Origin of the sequence: Devosia sp. 1566, assembly GCF_004005995.1 — a bacterium.
In the GTDB taxonomy this organism is placed as follows: Bacteria; Pseudomonadota; Alphaproteobacteria; order Rhizobiales; family Devosiaceae; genus Devosia.
The window spans coordinates 1,767,053-1,782,522 of record NZ_CP034767.1 but is presented as its reverse complement, the minus strand read 5'-3'; the positions used below and the strand labels follow the sequence as shown (position 1 = coordinate 1,782,522).

The following is a 15,470-nucleotide window of genomic DNA, read 5'->3' as shown; positions in this document are numbered from 1 at the left end:
ATGCCGATCGATATCACCATGCCGGCGCTCTCTCCCACGATGGAAGAGGGCAAGCTTGCCAAATGGCACGTCAAGGAAGGCGACACCGTTTCCTCCGGTGACGTGATCGCCGAAATCGAGACCGACAAGGCCACCATGGAAGTGGAGGCCGTGGACGAGGGCAAGATCGGCAAGATCCTTGTGGCCGAAGGCACCGACGGCGTGAAGGTCAATGCCGTTATCGCCGTGCTGCTGCAGGAAGGCGAAAGCGCCGATGCTACATCCGCTCCCGCTCCTGCTGCACCGCCGAAAGCGGAAGCACCACCTGCTGCCGAGGGGCCGGCCAAGGGCGATGCCGGCACGCTGATGTATGACAAGGGCACCTCGACGACTTCGACGGCACCGGTGGACGCTCAGCCGCAGGCGCCGGCGCCAGCAACAGCGGCACCCTCGGCCAACAACGGCAATGGTAAGGTGTTCGCGTCGCCGCTTGCCCGGCGCCTGGCGCGTGAAAGGGGCATTGATCTCGCGACCGTTGCGGGCTCCGGCCCCAAGGGCCGCGTGATCAAGGCCGATATCGAAGCGCTTCGCTCCGGCAAAACTCAGCCCAAGACGGCTCCGGCCGCCGCTGCAGCACCGGCATCGACCGCTGGCGCCGCCGCTCCCGCAGGCCTCAGCAAGAGCCAGGTCATGGCCATGTACGAGGAAGGCAGCTACGAGATCGTGCCGAACGACGGCATGCGCAAGGTGGTGGCCCAGCGCCTCACCGAGTCCAAGCAGACCATTCCGCACTTCTACCTGACGCTTGATTGCCGGATCGACGCGCTGATGGAAGCGCGCGAGCAGATCAATGCCGGTGCGCCAAAATCAAAGGACGGCAAGCCCGAGTTCAAGCTTTCTGTCAATGACTTCGTGATGAAGGCTTGGGCCTTGGCCCTGCAGCGCGTGCCAGCGGCAAACGCCACCTGGGCGGGCGACTCCATTCTCTATCACAAGCGCTCCGACGTTGCGGTCGCCGTGGCGGTGCCCGGCGGGCTGTTCACGCCAGTCGTTAAGTCAGCCGACACCAAGTCGCTCCGTCAGATCTCCGAGGAGGTCAAGGATCTCGCGACGCGAGCCCGCAACAAGAAGCTGGCCCCGCATGAGTATCAGGGCGGCGCCACTTCGGTGTCCAATATGGGCATGTACGGCATCAAGCACTTCGCGGCGGTGATCAACCCTCCCCATGGCACGATCCTGGCGGTTGGTGCCGGCGAAGAGCGCGTTTATGCCGAAAAGGGTCAGGTCAAGACCGGCCAGTTCATGACGGTTACGCTCTCCTGCGATCACCGCGCCGTCGACGGTGCCCTGGGCGCAGAACTCCTGGGCGTGTTCAAGGGCCTGATCGAAACTCCCGTGATGATGCTGGCGTGAGCGCGATGAAAACCATCCTGGCTTATGGCGATAGCCTGACCTATGGCGCCAACCCGCTCATTGGCGGCCCGCGCCATGCCTTTGAGAACCGCTGGCCCAGCGTCCTTGAGGCTGGCCTAGGCGGTCAGGTGCGGGTGATCGCCGAGGGCCTCGGTGGTCGCACCACGGCCTTTGACGACTGGACCGCTGACGCCGATCGCAATGGCGCCCGCATCCTGCCGACGCTGCTCGCGAGCCATGCTCCGCTTGATCTCGTGATTATCATGCTGGGCACCAATGATCTGAAGCCGGCAGTGTGCGGCAGCGCGCTGACCGCATCCTTTGGCATGCGTCGCCTGGTGCAGCTCACGCGTGGTCACTTCGCCATGCTCAACGAGCCAGTACCACAAATCTTGCTGGTGGCGCCCCCGCTCGCCTGCGCCACCGACAATGCCGACATGATCCGGAGCTTTGGCGGCGTCGAGCATGCGGTGCGTGAATCGGGCGAGTTCGCAGCGCACTACCAGCGTCGGGCGCAGGAATTGAACACCGGCTTTTTTGACGCCAGCACCGTTGCCACGCCTGATCCGCTGGACGGCATTCATCTGGACGCGGCCAATACCCGCGCAATCGGCGAGGGCCTTGCGCCTGTCGTCGCATCCATGCTGGCTCTTTGAGCCGCTTCTATCGACCATTCGGAGGCCAAAATGGCTGACCAATACGACCTACTCGTGATCGGCGCCGGCCCTGGTGGCTATGTGGCCGCCATTCGCGGGGCACAGCTGGGCATGAAAGTTGCCATTGTCGAGCGCGAGCACATGGCCGGCATCTGTTCCAACTGGGGCTGCATCCCCACCAAGGCTCTGCTGCGCACGGCCGAGGTCTATGGCCATATGGAGCATGCCAGCAATTACGGGCTCAAGGCCAATGACTACGGCTTTGACATGGATGCCATCGTCAAGCGTTCGCGCGCAATTGCGGCGCAGATGAACAACGGCGTGCAGTTCCTGATGAAGAAGAACAAGGTCGACATCATCTGGGGCGAAGCCGTCATCACCAAGCCGGGCGAAGTGCGTGTCGCGCCGACCAAGAAGGCGATCGTGCAGCCGCAGGGCCCGGTGCCCAAGAATGCGCTGGGCGAGGGGACCTACAAGGCCAAGAACATCATTATCGCTACCGGTGCCCGTCCGCGCGTGCTTCCCGGCATCGAGCCAGATGGGGAACGCATCTGGACCTATTTCGAAGCCATGAAACCTGCGAGCATGCCCAAGTCGCTGGTGGTGATGGGCTCGGGCGCGATTGGCGTCGAGTTTGCATCCTTCTACCGCTCCATGGGGGCGGAAGTGACGATTATCGAGTTGCTGCCGCAGATCCTGCCGGTGGAAGATGTCGAGATCTCGGGCCTTGCGCGCAAGCGCCTGGAAAAGCGCGGCATCAAGATCCTGACCGAAGCCAAGGTGGCCAAGGTCGACAAGACAGCGGACGGCATTGTTGCTCATGTCGAGCTCAAGGGCGGCGAAAAGCAGGAGATCCGTGGCGAAAAGCTGATCTCGGCCATCGGTGTGCAGTGCAATATCGAGAATATCGGGCTTGAGACCGTTGGTGTGAAAACCGAGCGCGGCGCCATCGTGATCGATAGCTTCGGCAAGACCAATGTGGACGGTATCTGGGCCATCGGCGATGTCGCCGGTCCGCCCATGCTGGCGCACAAAGCCGAGCATGAAGCGGTGATCACCGTGGAAAAGATCGCCGGTATGCATGCGCATCCGTTGGAAAAGCTAAAGGTCCCGGGTTGCACCTATTGCGAGCCGCAGGTGGCCAGCGTGGGTCTTACCGAAGCCAAGGCCAAGGAAAGCGGCCGCGAGATCAAGGTTGGGCGCTTCCCATTCGTGGGCAATGGCAAGGCCATTGCGCTGGGCGAACCCGATGGCCTCGTCAAAACCATCTTCGACGCCAAGACCGGCGAGTTGCTCGGTGCCCACATGATCGGGGCTGAAGTGACCGAATTGATCCAGGGCTTTGTGATCGCCATGAACCTCGAAACCACCGAGGAAGAGCTGATCCACACCATCTTCCCGCACCCTACGCTGAGCGAGACGATGAAGGAAAGCGTGCTGGATGCCTATGGGCGGGCGTTGAACGTCTAGTCGCGCCGGCACCGAGCGCGCTGCGGACAAACACAGGGAACAAGCCAGATGGTCAAAGCCATTCAGGTCGGCCTCGGGTTCTGGGGCTTTGACTGGACCAAGGAAGTTATTCCCCAGGTCCCCACGGTCGAGATGGTGGCCTATGTGGATGCCAATCCCGAGGCGATTGCGCGCGTCCAGGCTGAACTGGGTGTCCCCCAGAACAAATGCTTTCTGAGCCTCGAAGAAGCTGCCCGCAGCGTTGAAGCGGATCTGGTGATCGCCACCTTGCGCACCGAAGCACACTATCCGGTGGTCAAGCAGGCGCTTGAACTCGATTTCAACGTCATCGTCGAAAAGCCCTTTGCCTCAACTATCGCGCAGGCCAAGGAGTTGGTGGCGCTCGCCAAAGCGCGCAACCGTATCTTGATGGTCAGCCAGAACTACCGCTTCCAGCCAGCTCCGATCGCCGCCGCGGAAATGATCGGCGCGCAAAAGTTCGGGCCAATCAATCTGGTTTCCATCGACTTCCGCCGGCATGCGCCGTCCCAGGGCTACCGCTATTGGGACATGCCCGATCCGCTGCTTGCTGATATGTCGATCCACCATTTTGACCTGATGCGCATGGTGCTCAACGACAATCCCAAGCGCGTGTCCTGCCGCACCTGGAACCCGGCGGGCAGCCCCTTTGGGCATCACCCGACAGGCGTTGCGACAATAGAGTTCGAGAAGGGCGTGATTGTCTCTTATCGGGGCTCCTGGATGAGCAATGGTCCGGCCACGCCCTGGGCCGGGGAATGGACCATCGACTGCTCGGAAGGCGAAATCTGGTGGACCTCGCGGGATCACTTCATGGGCAAGGCGGGTCCGGATCGGCTGCAAACCCGCGAGCGTGATGCTCAGCCCAAGCAGGTTGAACTGGCGCCGGTGGAATACCCCGACCGCAGGGGAACCCTAGCCGCGGTCGCCAAGGTGATCGAGACCGGGTCGGTCCCGGCTCGCTTCAGTTCGGGCGAGGACAACCTTTATTCCCTAGCCCTCGTCCAGGCGACGATCCTTTCGGCATTTCGCGATGGGGAGTGGGTCGAAATCGCCGAGGTGATGGAGAGGGTTTGAACTTCTCCGTCATGCAACGAGAGGCTGGGTTGAACCGGCCCCGTAAGGGAGCGATATAGCAGGCACACCGTGCCAGTCAGGACCTTATCTTGGTTACGCTCATCGACAATTCGCTCCTCCGGCCCCGTCATCCTGAAAAGGAGCACCGGCCCGACAACGCCGTCCTGCGCAAGCCCGACTGGATTCGCGTCCGTGCGCCGGGCTCGCCGGTCTACAAGGAAACCCAGCAGATCGTGCGCGAGAACAATCTCGTCACGGTGTGCGAGGAAGCGGGCTGCCCCAATATCGGCGAGTGCTGGAGTAAGAAGCACGCGACCATGATGATCATGGGCGAGATCTGCACCCGCGCCTGCGCCTTTTGCAATGTGCGCACGGGCCTGCCGGGGCCGCTTGATCCCAATGAGCCGGAGAATGTCGCCAAGGCCGTGCAGAAGCTCGGGCTCGAACACGTCGTGATCACTTCGGTGGATCGCGATGACCTGGCTGACGGCGGTGCCCGGCACTTCGCCGAAGTGATCCTGGCGATCCGCGCCAGCAACCCTGGCACCACGATCGAGATTTTGACCCCCGATTTCCTGCGCAAGGATGGCGCATTGGAGATCGTGGTCGCCGCCAAGCCCGATGTGTTCAACCATAATCTAGAAACGGTGCCGTCCAAATATCTGAAGGTGCGGCCAGGCGCCCGTTACTTCCACTCCATCCGCCTGCTGCAAAAGGTCAAGGAGCTCGATCCCACCATGTTCACCAAATCAGGCATCATGGTTGGGCTGGGCGAAGAGCGCAACGAAGTGCTCCAGCTGATGGACGATCTGCGCTCAGCCGATGTGGACTTCCTCACCATTGGCCAGTATCTGCAGCCCACCAAGAAGCACTATCCGCTGCAGCGGTTCGTAACCCCCGAGGAGTTCAAGTCCTACGCGACCGTGGCGACGGCTAAGGGCTTCTCCCTCGTGTCCTCTAGCCCGCTTACGCGCTCGTCCCACCATGCGGGCGAAGATTTCGCACGCCTTCGCACTGCACGGCTCCAGAAGCTTGGTTATTGATGAAACGTACTTTTGAGCGGCATGTGCCGCATCTGCCCCAACGCATGTTCGAAATCGTCGCCGATCTGGAAGACTACCCGCGTTTCGTGCCCAATTGCCGTAACATGGTGGTGCAGCCCGACCCGGCCGCACCCGAGAGTACCCGGCTCGCCCGCATGACCCTGTCCTTTGGTCCCATCACACAGGCCTATACGAGCCGGGTGAAGCTGGATCCTGAAGCATTGGTAATCGATGCCAAGGCGGTGGACGGTCCCTTTAGCCATCTCGACAGTCGCTGGCGCTTCGAGCCGGAAGGGGAGGGCACCCGTGTGCGTTTCGAGATCGATTTCAAGATCTCCAATCCCTTCATTGCGGCGGTAGCCGAGCCGGCCTTTGCGGCCAAGCAGGAAGAGATCATGCGCGCCTTTGGCGAGGAAGCGGACCGGCGCTACGGGCTTTGAACATCCGCTAGCACCTGAAGCGCCAAATCGAGCGCTGCATCGACGCTGGCGCGGCGGATACCGTCGCGACCCAGATCGCCGAAGCGGTGCTCGATCACGACGGTCGCGAGTTCTGACGACATCGCTACATAAACCAGGCCCACCGGTTTTTTCTCGCTGCCCCCGTCCGGACCGGCAATACCAGTGACTGACAGGGCGTAGTCAGCCCGCGCCGTGTTGCGCGCGCCGTCCGCCATGGCGCGGGCAACCTGGTTGGACACGGCGCCATAATCCCGGATCAAGCGGGGCTGCACCTGGATCATGCGCGACTTGGCCGCGTTCGCGTAGGTGATATAGCCGCCGTAAAAGGCCGATGATGAGCCGGGAACATCGGTGATGGCCGCCCCGATCATCCCCCCGGTACAGCTTTCGGCCGTGACGATGGTCTTGCCGGCAGCAGCCAGCAGCGCGATGACGCGCTCCGCCCGACCAGGCTCTGGTGTGAGGGTCATCAATCGAGCCTCGGCAGTTCAATGCTGGCGCTGGCCATGGCGACCATTCCTTCCTCCCGCCCGATAAAACCGAGCCGCTCGTTCGTCGTCGCCTTGATCGCGATTCTCGTAGTCGCAATTCCAAGCGCCTCGCCGATCACAGCTTGCATGGCGGGCACATGTTCGGCAATCCGCGGCCGCTCGCAAACTATCGTGACGTCGACATTAACGATCCGGCCGCCCGCTTTGTTCACGAGGTCACCGGCGTGCCGCAGGAACACGACAGAACCCACGCCTTTCCATCGGTCGTCGCTGGGCGGAAAATGAATGCCGATATCCCCTTCGCCTATGGCACCCAGCAGAGCGTCGGTGAGGGCATGCAGCGCCACGTCCGCGTCAGAGTGACCCTTGAGCTTGGCGGTGTGTGGAATACGCACGCCGCCCAGCCAGACAGCGTCGCCCGGCTCGAAGGGGTGCACGTCAAAGCCGGTGCCAACACGGGTTTCTGTGATCATCTCAGCTCCTGCCAGCAGGCGCTCGGCTAGCTGGAAATCATTTGGGTGGGTAATCTTGATATTGCGATGCGTGCCCGGCACCAGCCCTACCCGTAGGCCGGCCCATTCGGCGATCTCGGCATCGTCGGTGAAGGTGCGCCGCACCGTCGAAGCGCGCATATGCGCCGAGAACAACTGGGGAAAGCGGAAACCCTGTGGGGTCTGCGCCGCAAACAAGGTCGAGCGATCCTCGGTCGCCGTGACCAGGGCGCCATCCGGCGAGCGCTTGATGGTGTCGGTTACTCCTACGGCGGGCAGGGCGCCTTCCAGTTCGGCAAGCGCATCGATCACCCCGGCGACCACGTCACCTTCCACCAGCGGGCGAGCAGCGTCCTGGATCAAGACGTAGTCCGGCCGCAGCTTGGCGAGGCTTTTTAGCCCCTCCAGCACCGAAGCCTGCCGGGTAGCGCCGCCAGACACCGGGGGCAATAGATTCTCATGCTGCAATTCTAGAGCCGCAAAGCGATCGGCATGCTCGGCATGGATAACCGGCAGCACATATTGAACTTCGGGCAGCCCCAGAAATGCCTTGAGGGTGCGCGACAGCACCGCCTCGCCCGCCAGCATGCGATACTGTTTGGGCTCGGAAACGCCGCCTGCAGCGGCTCGTTCGCCGCGCCCCGCAGCAACAACGATGACGGCAATGGATCGAGAACGCATAAGCAGGGAACCTGAAACAACAAACCGTCACATCGCGCTGGTCTAACCGCGCTGCAGCCATGCGGCAAGTGCAGGCAGGCCTCTCCCTCAGCGCAGCGTTTGACTGTTGCGTGCTCGGTGGAATTGATTATTGTGCAGGCAAATCCCACGAAGTGAATAAATCCGGGGCAGTTGGTGAGTAAGTTTGCCTGCGCGTTGAGCATCGGAAAGCATCAGCTTCCGAACAATGCCTTGCTGGCCCCAATGGCGGGCATAACCGACCGCCCGTTCCGCTCCCTGGCCGAGCGCTTCGGTGCCGGCATGGTAGTGTCGGAGATGATCGCCAGCGCCGCGCTCACCACCGGACACCAGGACATGGTGCGCAAGCTCGGCAAGCCCGCCGGCTCCCTGCCGCATATGGTACAGTTGGCCGGCTGCGAAGCAGAGTGGATGGCCGCTGGGGCGCGCGCGGCCTATGAGGCTGGCGCTGATATCATCGACATCAATTTCGGCTGTCCCGCCAAGCGGGTGACCAACGGGTATTCCGGTTCAGCCCTGATGCGGGTGCCCGATCAGGCCATTGCCCTGGTGGATGCTGTTGTGACCGCCACTCCGCTTCCTGTCACGGTGAAAATGCGTTTGGGCTGGGACGACGACACGCTCAACGCGCCCGAAATCGCCCGACGGGCGGTCGAGGCGGGAGCGCAGATGATCACGGTGCATGGGCGCACTCGCCAGCAATTCTACAAGGGCCAGGCCCGCTGGGACCGCGTGCGCGCCGTGGTTGAGGCTGTCTCAGTGCCCGTTGTGGTCAATGGCGACATCATCGATCTCGCCACGGCGCGCGAGGCGCTGGCCCTGTCGGGCGCTGCAGCGGTGATGCTGGGCCGGGGGGCCCAAGGCCGCCCCTGGGCGGTGGGTCAAATCGGCGCCGAGCTTGCTGGCGAAGCGCCCGCTCCGGCACCGATCGGCACTGCGCTGGCCGAACTCGTCGCCGAGCATTACGAAGCGATCCTGCTTGAATATGGCACCGCTGTTGGCCTTCGCGCCGCCCGCAAGCACCTCGACTGGTATGCGGAAGCGGCGGGTCTTTCCTTCGACAAAGCCACTCGCACCGCGCTGCTTAACTGTGAGTCGCCGCCTGAGGTGCTCAGCATGATCTCTCGCCTTTATGCCGCCGACTGGAGGGTTGCCGCTTGAACGCGACGCTTGATGAGTTCCCGTCCACCGCCGTGCTGCAGGCGTTGCCACAGCCCATCATCGTCTGCGCGGAAGACCGCCAGATCACCTTCGTCAATTACGCCGCCGAGGCGTTTTTCGGCGCTTCGCTCAGCGTTCTCAGCCGCCAAAAGCTTGATGATCTCATTGCCTTCGGCTCGCCCATTATCGGGCTCGTTGATACCGTTGCTACCCGGCGGGCACCGATGACGGAATATCGCGTGCGGGTGGGTTCATCGCGCTTCGGTGACGAGCGCATTGCCGACGTGTTTGCCAGCCCGATTTCCGACACCGATGGCCGCATCGCGATCCTCATCCAGGAGCGCACCATGGCCGACAAGATCGACCGGCAGATGGTTTCGCGCGGTGCCGCCCGTTCGGTCACCGGCCTGGCCTCCATGCTCGCCCATGAGATCAAGAACCCGCTTTCAGGGATCCGAGGTGCCGCGCAGCTTCTGGAACAATCCGTTGCCAGCGAGGAAATTCCGCTCGCCCGACTCATCCGTGAGGAAACCGACCGCATCGTCAACCTGATCGACCGCGTCGAGGTCTTTGGCGACGAGCGGCCGATGGAACGAGACGCTATCAACATTCACGTCATCCTTGATCGGGTGAAGCTGCTCGCGCGCAATGGTGTTGCCCGCGGCATTGCCTTTTCTGAGGAATACGATCCGTCCCTGCCTCCAGTGCTCGGCAATCGCGACCAGCTGATCCAGGTGTTCATCAACCTGGTCAAGAATGCCTCCGAGGCACTGGAGCGCACGCAAAAACCCGAGATAAGGCTCACAACGGCGTTTCGCCCCGGCATTCGCATCAGCGTCACCGGCGTTTCCGAACGTATCTCGCTGCCACTCGAGATCGTGATCGAAGACAATGGCCCGGGAGTCCCTCCCGATATTCTGCCGTTCCTGTTTGATCCATTCGTGACCACCAAGACCAATGGCTCGGGCCTTGGCCTTGCCCTTGTTGCCAAGATCGTCGGTGATCATGGTGGTGTCATCGATTGCGAGAGCCGCCCCGGCCGCACGCGCTTCCGCATTCTCCTTCCGGTCGCCAGTGGCGTTTCTCAAGCGCCATCCGAAGAGGTTTCGGCTCCATGAGTCACGTTGTTCTGCTTGCCGATGATGATGCCGCCATTCGCATGGTGCTCAACCAGGCCTTGACCCGTGCGGGCTACGAGGTTCGTCCCACGGGCAATATATCCACCATGTGGAACTGGGTCAGCCGCGGGGAAGGGGACATCCTCATCACTGATGTGGCCATGCCCGACGGCAATGCCTTTGAGGTCATGCCCAAGATCAAGAAGATCCGGCCGGACCTGCCCATGATCGTGATGTCGGCCCAGAACACCTTCATGACGGCAATTCGCGCCTCCGAGGTTGGTGCCTACGAATACCTACCCAAGCCGTTCGACATCACCGAAGTCCTGTCGGTTGTCGCACGCGGACTGGCCGATGCCAAAAAGCCCACACCCGCCGAACGCAAGGCGGAAGATCCAGGCGAAACCATGCCGCTGGTGGGCCGCTCCACCGCGATGCAGGACATCTATCGCGCTCTTGCCCGGCTGATGCAGACTGACCTTACCGTCATGATCAACGGCGAAAGCGGCACCGGCAAGGAACTGGTGGCGCGCGCGCTCCACGACTTCGGCAAGCGCCGCAATGGCCCGTTTGTAGCCATCAACATGGCCGCCATTCCCCGCGACCTGATTGAGGCCGAATTGTTCGGCCATGAAAAAGGGGCGTTCACCGGTGCCAATGCGCGCTCTTCTGGCCGCTTCGAGCAGGCCGAAGGGGGCACGCTCTTTCTCGATGAAATCGGCGACATGCCGATGGACGCGCAAACCCGGCTTCTGCGCGTGCTGCAGGAGGGAGAGTACACGATGGTCGGTGGTCGCAGCGCCATCAAGACCAATGTGCGCATCGTCGCCGCCACTCACCGCGACCTCAGCCAGATGATCCGGCAAGGACTGTTCCGCGAGGATTTGTTTTATCGCCTCAATGTCGTGCCGCTTCGGCTGCCGCCGCTGCGCGAGCGGGTGGAGGATGTCGGTGACCTCGCAGCCCACTTCCTGCGCTCGGCCCAACGGGAAGGCGAGCCGCCCAAGACCATCACGCCCGAAGCCATTCGGCTCATGCAGAACTATGCCTGGCCCGGCAATGTGCGCGAGCTGGAAAACCTGGTTCGCCGGCTTTCCGCCCTTTATGTCGACGAGAATATTTCCGCCGAGATCGTCCAGAACGAACTGAACATCATTGATCGCTCCCCCTCGTCAGCCCCCAGCGGTCCTGTCGACGTCTCCATGGCGGTGGAAACCCATGTGGGGCAACTGCTGCGCGAGTACGAGCCCAATCTGCCTCCGGCCGGGCTCTATCAGCGGGTGATCGACAAGGTGGAAGCCCCGCTAATCGCCATGGCGCTCAACGCCTGCGGCGGCAATCAGATCAAGGCCGCGGACCTGCTGGGCCTGAACCGCAACACGCTACGCAAGAAGATCCGCACTCACAGCATCGAAATTGTAAAACACAGCCGACGCAACGGCTGATCCGGGTCGATTAGAGACCAAAACCGCTCCACGCAGCGGAAGCACGGCCGCGCCGCGGCGCGGGTGTCACATTTCGGCAACAATTATCTTGAAGGAAGGAGCGAATTGGGTCAGGCTCCGCCTCCCCACGGCAGCAACGGGCCCGGACCACGATTTGACCGAAGCGACAAGCAGGATCATCCGATACAAGGCGGGGCGGCCAGCGAAGGCTGCAGCAAAGTCGCGCTCGCTGTTTGCCGCCGCTGGCAATGGACCGCTCCGCGTTCTGGGCTTTGTGGTCGTAGTGGCATCGGTGCTGATGTCCTCGCTGTCCTTCCTGATTCTGTCTGGCATCACGCGGATCGAGCCATCCCCGGAGGTGTGGACCGCAATCTGGATCGTCACTGGCATCCTCGTGCTGCTGGTGATTGCGCTGGTGGTGACCGAGGCGACCTTGCTGGTGCAGGCGCGCCTGCGCCGTCAGGCAGGCGCCGGCATGCAGATCCAGATGGTTGGCATGTTCGCCTTTGTGGCAGCGGTTCCCGCAGTGATCGTTGCCGTCGTGGCTTCGCTGGCGCTCAACCAGGGGCTCGACCAGTGGTTCTCCGAGCGAACCCGGGCCATGGTAGAAAGCTCGCGGCTCGTAGCCCGCTCCTACATGCTCGAGCATGCTCAGGTGCTGCGGGACGACATCATTTGGGTGGCGGCTGAACTCGAGCAGGCCCATGGCACGTTCGAGGAGGACGAAGACCGCTTCCGACGCATCCTGACTGCCTTAGCCATTACCCGCTCGCTCCCTTTCACCTCCCTGATCACCGGCGACGGTGAAACGCTGATGCGCGCCCAGATTGCGGTCCAAGGCGCTTATCCCAAGCTGCCCGAGGGAATCACCCAAGGCGTGGGGGAGGGGGCTCCGACTTCAATTGCCCCGGGCAAGACCAATCTGGTCGGCTCCATCGTCAAGCTGCGCGGTTACGACGATACTTTCCTGTTCGTCGCCCGGCCGGTTGACGCCGAGGTGCTCGAATATATGCGGCTCACCGACGAGAACATCACCGAGTACCGGGAATACGCCTCCAACCGGCTGGTGCTGCAGATCACCTTTACCATCATGTATATCGGTCTTGCGGTGGTGCTGCTCCTCGCCGCCCTCTGGACCGGCATTGCGCTCGCCAACCGGTTCGTCGACCCAATCCGTAACCTGATGATCGCCTCCTCCCGCGTCAGCCGCGGCGAGTTGGACGTTCAGGTGCCCGTGCAGGAGGGCAGGGGCGATCTGCGTGATCTCTCCACTGGCTTTAACCGCATGACCCAGCAGCTGCGCTCTCAGCGCGAAGCGCTGCTGACGGCCAACGAGATGAACGAGAAGCGTCGGCAGTTCACGGAAGCAGTGGTGGAGGGCGTCTCCGCCGGCATCATCGGCCTCGACTCATTTGGCGCGGTAACTCTCGTGAACGCCCGCGCCTGCGAGATGCTCGACACCGATGAAATCAGCCTGATGGGCAAGCGCATCGAGGATGTGATGAGCCAGCTCGCACCCATCCTGGAGCGAGCCCGTTCGGCGCGTCGCGGCCAGGTTCGTGATCAAATTCAGCTCGGCAACGAAACGGACCGGCGCACCTATCAGGTCCAGCTCACCCGCGAAGGCTCCATCGCCGAATCCAAGGGCTATGTGCTGACCTTTGACGATATCACCGATCTCGAATCGGCTCAGCGCACCAGCGCCTGGGCCGATGTGGCGCGCCGCGTTGCCCACGAGATCAAGAACCCCCTGACCCCCATTCAGCTTTCCGCCGAGCGCCTGCGCCGCCGCTATGGCGCCAAGCTCGAAGATGATCGCGATGTGTTCGACAAGTGCATCAACACCATCGTGCGGCAGGTTGGCGATATCGGTCGGATGGTCGACGAGTTCTCGGCCTTCGCGCGCATGCCAGAAGCGGCGCCCGAACCGGCCGATCTGTCAGATACCGTGCGCCAGGCCGTGTTCCTGGAAAGCGTCCGCTTGCCCGATCTCAACATCATCACGCATCTGCCCGAAAAGGCCATCATTGCCTTCTTTGACAGTCGCCTGATCTCCCAAACGCTCACCAACCTCATCAAGAACGCGGTGGAAGCTTTCGAGTCGGTGCCGACTGGTCCCGATTGGGAGCCCACCATCACGGTCGCGGCGCAACTTGAAGGCAATTTCGCCCGGGTCACCGTTTCTGACAACGGCAAGGGCTGGCCTAAGGACAACCGGCAGCGGCTCCTCGAGCCCTATATGACAACGCGCGAAAAGGGCACGGGGCTGGGCCTCGCCATCGTTGCCAAGATTGTCGAACAGCATGGCGGTATCGTCGAGCTGGTCGACGCCGAACCAGATCCCAGCGGCCGGGTAGGGGCTTGCGTGACCTTCACGCTGCCCCTCCGCTCGCCCCACAGCTTTTCGGATAACGCCGGTTCCTCGCGGCAGGAACAATGGCCATCCCAACAGGAGGAACCGCTCATGCAAGCGGCTGTTCACACCTAATGGCACTCGACATTCTGATCATCGACGACGAAGACGACATCCGCGAACTCATTGCGGGCATCCTTGAGGACGAGGGCTTTGAAGCTCGCCAGGCTCATGACGCCGATAGCGGTCTCAACGAGATCGCCCGCCGGCGGCCCAGCCTCGTTTTCCTCGACATCTGGATGCAGGGCTCGCGGCTCGACGGCTTGCAATTGCTCGATGTCTTCCAGTCCCAGCACCCCGAAATGCCGGTGGTGATGATTTCGGGCCACGGCAATGTCGAAACCGCCGTTTCGGCCATTCGCCGCGGCGCCTATGACTATATCGAAAAGCCGTTCAAGATCGACCGGCTGCTCCATATCACCCAGCGAGCGATGGAAGCGACGCGCCTGCGCAACGAGGTTGCCGAGCTCAAGGAGCGATCGGCCACCAAGAGCGAAATGGTGGGCAGCTCCCCCGCGCTCCAGCAGGTCCGCGGCCTGATCGAGAAATCGGCGCCGACTAATTCGCGCATCTTCATTTCCGGCCCCTCAGGCGTTGGCAAGGGGCTCGTCGCGCGCCTGCTGCATCAACGCAGCCCCCGCGCCGATTCGCCGTTTGTCGAGATCAACGCCTCGCTCTACGCCCCGGAAGAAGTGCCGGTGGTGCTGTTCGGGCGCGAAACCCGCGACAAGTCCGGCGTGCTCAAGGTTGAGGTCGGAGCGCTCGAGAAAGCTCATGGCGGCACGCTGTACCTCTCTGAGGTCACCACGCTGCCGCAAGCCACCCAGGCAGCCTTGCTCCGTACGCTGGTCGAGAACCGCTTTAATCGTGTCGGCGGAACCCAGGCGGTGCCGATCGATGTTCGCATCATCGCCTCGAGCTCGCAGAACGTTGCCGCGCAGATCGAGTCGGGAGAATTCCGCAGCGACCTGTTCCATCGGCTTTCCATCGTGCCCCTGCCAATCACGCCCCTTAAGGAGCGGCGCGAAGACGTGCCGCCGCTGGTCAACGTGTTCATTGAGCAGGTCTGCCGCATGCACAATCTTCAGCGCCTGGCCGTCGGCGACGACGCCATGGCGGTGCTCCAGGCACAGGAATGGCCCGGCAATGCCCGCCAGTTGCGCAACTCGATCGAACGGCTCCTGATTCTGATGAAGGACCAGCAGCCCGAAGACGGCACAATCAGCGCAGCCATGCTGCCGTCTGATATCGGCGAGGTGCTGCCAACCGTAGGGGACACCGACTCGTCGGCCCATCTGATGAGCCTGCCGCTGCGCGATGCGCGCGAAGTGTTCGAGCGGCAGTATCTGCTGGCGCAAATCGAGCGTTTCGGCGGGAACATCTCCAAGACTGCGGAGTTCGTCGGTATGGAGCGCAGTGCTTTGCATCGCAAGATCAAGTCGCTGGGACTCTAAGACCGAGGAAAACGAAGCCGAGCCATGCAGCCGCCGCGGGTAGGCAGCAAAAAGCAGGCGTGCCATAGTGCCAGACCAAAA

At 62.3% G+C, this 15,470-nt stretch carries 13 protein-coding genes; 11 read left to right on the top strand and 2 right to left on the bottom strand.

Features of this window, described 5'->3' with window-relative positions; translation table 11 throughout:
* The 6 genes from ELX51_RS08695 to ELX51_RS08670 all read left to right on the top strand — a co-directional run bounded on the left by ELX51_RS08695 (window position 1) and on the right by ELX51_RS08670 (window position 6,096).
* Window positions 1-1,392, top strand: coding sequence for a pyruvate dehydrogenase complex dihydrolipoamide acetyltransferase (locus tag ELX51_RS08695; protein ID WP_127753148.1), 1,392 nt, complete (start codon window positions 1-3; stop codon window positions 1,390-1,392).
* 5 nt (window positions 1,393-1,397) lie between these two features.
* Entirely contained in the window at window positions 1,398-2,048 is a 651-nt protein-coding gene (locus tag ELX51_RS08690; protein WP_127755223.1) for an SGNH/GDSL hydrolase family protein, read from the top strand.
* Between the two features lie 30 nt (window positions 2,049-2,078).
* Entirely contained in the window at window positions 2,079-3,518 is a 1,440-nt protein-coding gene (lpdA, locus tag ELX51_RS08685; protein ID WP_127753147.1) for a dihydrolipoyl dehydrogenase, read from the top strand.
* A gap of 48 nt (window positions 3,519-3,566) precedes the next feature.
* On the top strand, window positions 3,567-4,613 hold the full coding sequence (locus ELX51_RS08680; RefSeq protein ID WP_127753146.1) for a Gfo/Idh/MocA family oxidoreductase: 1,047 nt from the start codon (window positions 3,567-3,569) through the stop codon (window positions 4,611-4,613).
* An 89-nt stretch (window positions 4,614-4,702) separates the two neighbouring features.
* Complete coding sequence (lipA, locus tag ELX51_RS08675; RefSeq protein ID WP_127753145.1) at window positions 4,703-5,656, top strand: lipoyl synthase; 954 nt, start codon at window positions 4,703-4,705, stop codon at window positions 5,654-5,656.
* Window positions 5,656-6,096: a type II toxin-antitoxin system RatA family toxin gene (locus tag ELX51_RS08670; protein WP_127753144.1), complete on the top strand. Its 441-nt coding sequence runs from the start codon at window positions 5,656-5,658 to the stop codon at window positions 6,094-6,096. The genes lipA and ELX51_RS08670 overlap by 1 nt, the downstream gene beginning before the upstream one ends.
* On the opposite strand, the gene ELX51_RS08665 is transcribed toward ELX51_RS08670, so the two are convergent.
* Together ELX51_RS08665 and ELX51_RS08660 are read right to left on the bottom strand one after the other, a co-directional pair.
* A complete protein-coding gene (locus ELX51_RS08665) occupies window positions 6,084-6,587 on the bottom strand; it encodes a CinA family protein (protein WP_127753143.1) in 504 nt (167 codons plus the stop codon). The two genes, ELX51_RS08670 and ELX51_RS08665, sit on opposite strands and share 13 nt — an antisense overlap.
* On the bottom strand, window positions 6,587-7,780 hold the full coding sequence (locus tag ELX51_RS08660; protein WP_127753142.1) for a bifunctional 2-C-methyl-D-erythritol 4-phosphate cytidylyltransferase/2-C-methyl-D-erythritol 2,4-cyclodiphosphate synthase: 1,194 nt from the start codon (window positions 7,778-7,780) through the stop codon (window positions 6,587-6,589). Before ELX51_RS08660 ends, ELX51_RS08665 begins: the two co-directional genes overlap by 1 nt.
* A gap of 174 nt (window positions 7,781-7,954) precedes the next feature.
* Here ELX51_RS08660 and dusB point away from each other — a divergent pair, with 174 nt between their 5' ends.
* The 5 genes from dusB to ELX51_RS08635 all read left to right on the top strand — a co-directional run bounded on the left by dusB (window position 7,955) and on the right by ELX51_RS08635 (window position 15,389).
* Window positions 7,955-8,959 carry a tRNA dihydrouridine synthase DusB gene (gene dusB, locus ELX51_RS08655; protein ID WP_127753141.1) on the top strand — a complete coding sequence of 335 codons (1,005 nt, stop codon included), beginning with the start codon at window positions 7,955-7,957 and terminating at the stop codon, window positions 8,957-8,959.
* On the top strand, window positions 8,956-10,077 hold the full coding sequence (locus tag ELX51_RS08650) for an ATP-binding protein (RefSeq protein ID WP_127753140.1): 1,122 nt from the start codon (window positions 8,956-8,958) through the stop codon (window positions 10,075-10,077). The genes dusB and ELX51_RS08650 overlap by 4 nt, the downstream gene beginning before the upstream one ends.
* Complete coding sequence (ntrC, locus tag ELX51_RS08645; RefSeq protein ID WP_127753139.1) at window positions 10,074-11,522, top strand: nitrogen regulation protein NR(I); 1,449 nt, start codon at window positions 10,074-10,076, stop codon at window positions 11,520-11,522. The genes ELX51_RS08650 and ntrC overlap by 4 nt, the downstream gene beginning before the upstream one ends.
* Window positions 11,523-11,676: 154 nt before the next feature.
* The gene (locus ELX51_RS08640) at window positions 11,677-14,010 is read left to right on the top strand and encodes a PAS domain-containing sensor histidine kinase (protein ID WP_127753138.1); all 2,334 of its coding nucleotides are present in this window, start codon (window positions 11,677-11,679) and stop codon (window positions 14,008-14,010) included.
* A complete protein-coding gene (locus tag ELX51_RS08635) occupies window positions 14,010-15,389 on the top strand; it encodes a sigma-54 dependent transcriptional regulator (protein WP_127753137.1) in 1,380 nt (459 codons plus the stop codon). The genes ELX51_RS08640 and ELX51_RS08635 overlap by 1 nt, the downstream gene beginning before the upstream one ends.
* The last annotated feature ends 81 nt before the right edge of the window (window positions 15,390-15,470 follow it).

Bases quoted from the DNA above. Each gene is read 5' to 3' on its own strand.
- ELX51_RS08660 (WP_127753142.1), bottom strand. From the start codon at position 7,780: ATGCGTTCTCGATCCATTGCCGTCATCGTTGTTGCTGCGGGGCGCGGC.
- ELX51_RS08635 (WP_127753137.1), top strand. From the start codon at position 14,010: ATGGCACTCGACATTCTGATCATCGACGACGAAGACGACATCCGCGAA.
- ntrC (WP_127753139.1), top strand. From the start codon at position 10,074: ATGAGTCACGTTGTTCTGCTTGCCGATGATGATGCCGCCATTCGCATG.
- ELX51_RS08695 (WP_127753148.1), top strand. From the start codon at position 1: ATGCCGATCGATATCACCATGCCGGCGCTCTCTCCCACGATGGAAGAG.
- ELX51_RS08680 (WP_127753146.1), top strand. From the start codon at position 3,567: ATGGTCAAAGCCATTCAGGTCGGCCTCGGGTTCTGGGGCTTTGACTGG.
- ELX51_RS08670 (WP_127753144.1), top strand. From the start codon at position 5,656: ATGAAACGTACTTTTGAGCGGCATGTGCCGCATCTGCCCCAACGCATG.
- ELX51_RS08665 (WP_127753143.1), bottom strand. From the start codon at position 6,587: ATGACCCTCACACCAGAGCCTGGTCGGGCGGAGCGCGTCATCGCGCTG.
- ELX51_RS08690 (WP_127755223.1), top strand. From the start codon at position 1,398: ATGAAAACCATCCTGGCTTATGGCGATAGCCTGACCTATGGCGCCAAC.
- lpdA (WP_127753147.1), top strand. From the start codon at position 2,079: ATGGCTGACCAATACGACCTACTCGTGATCGGCGCCGGCCCTGGTGGC.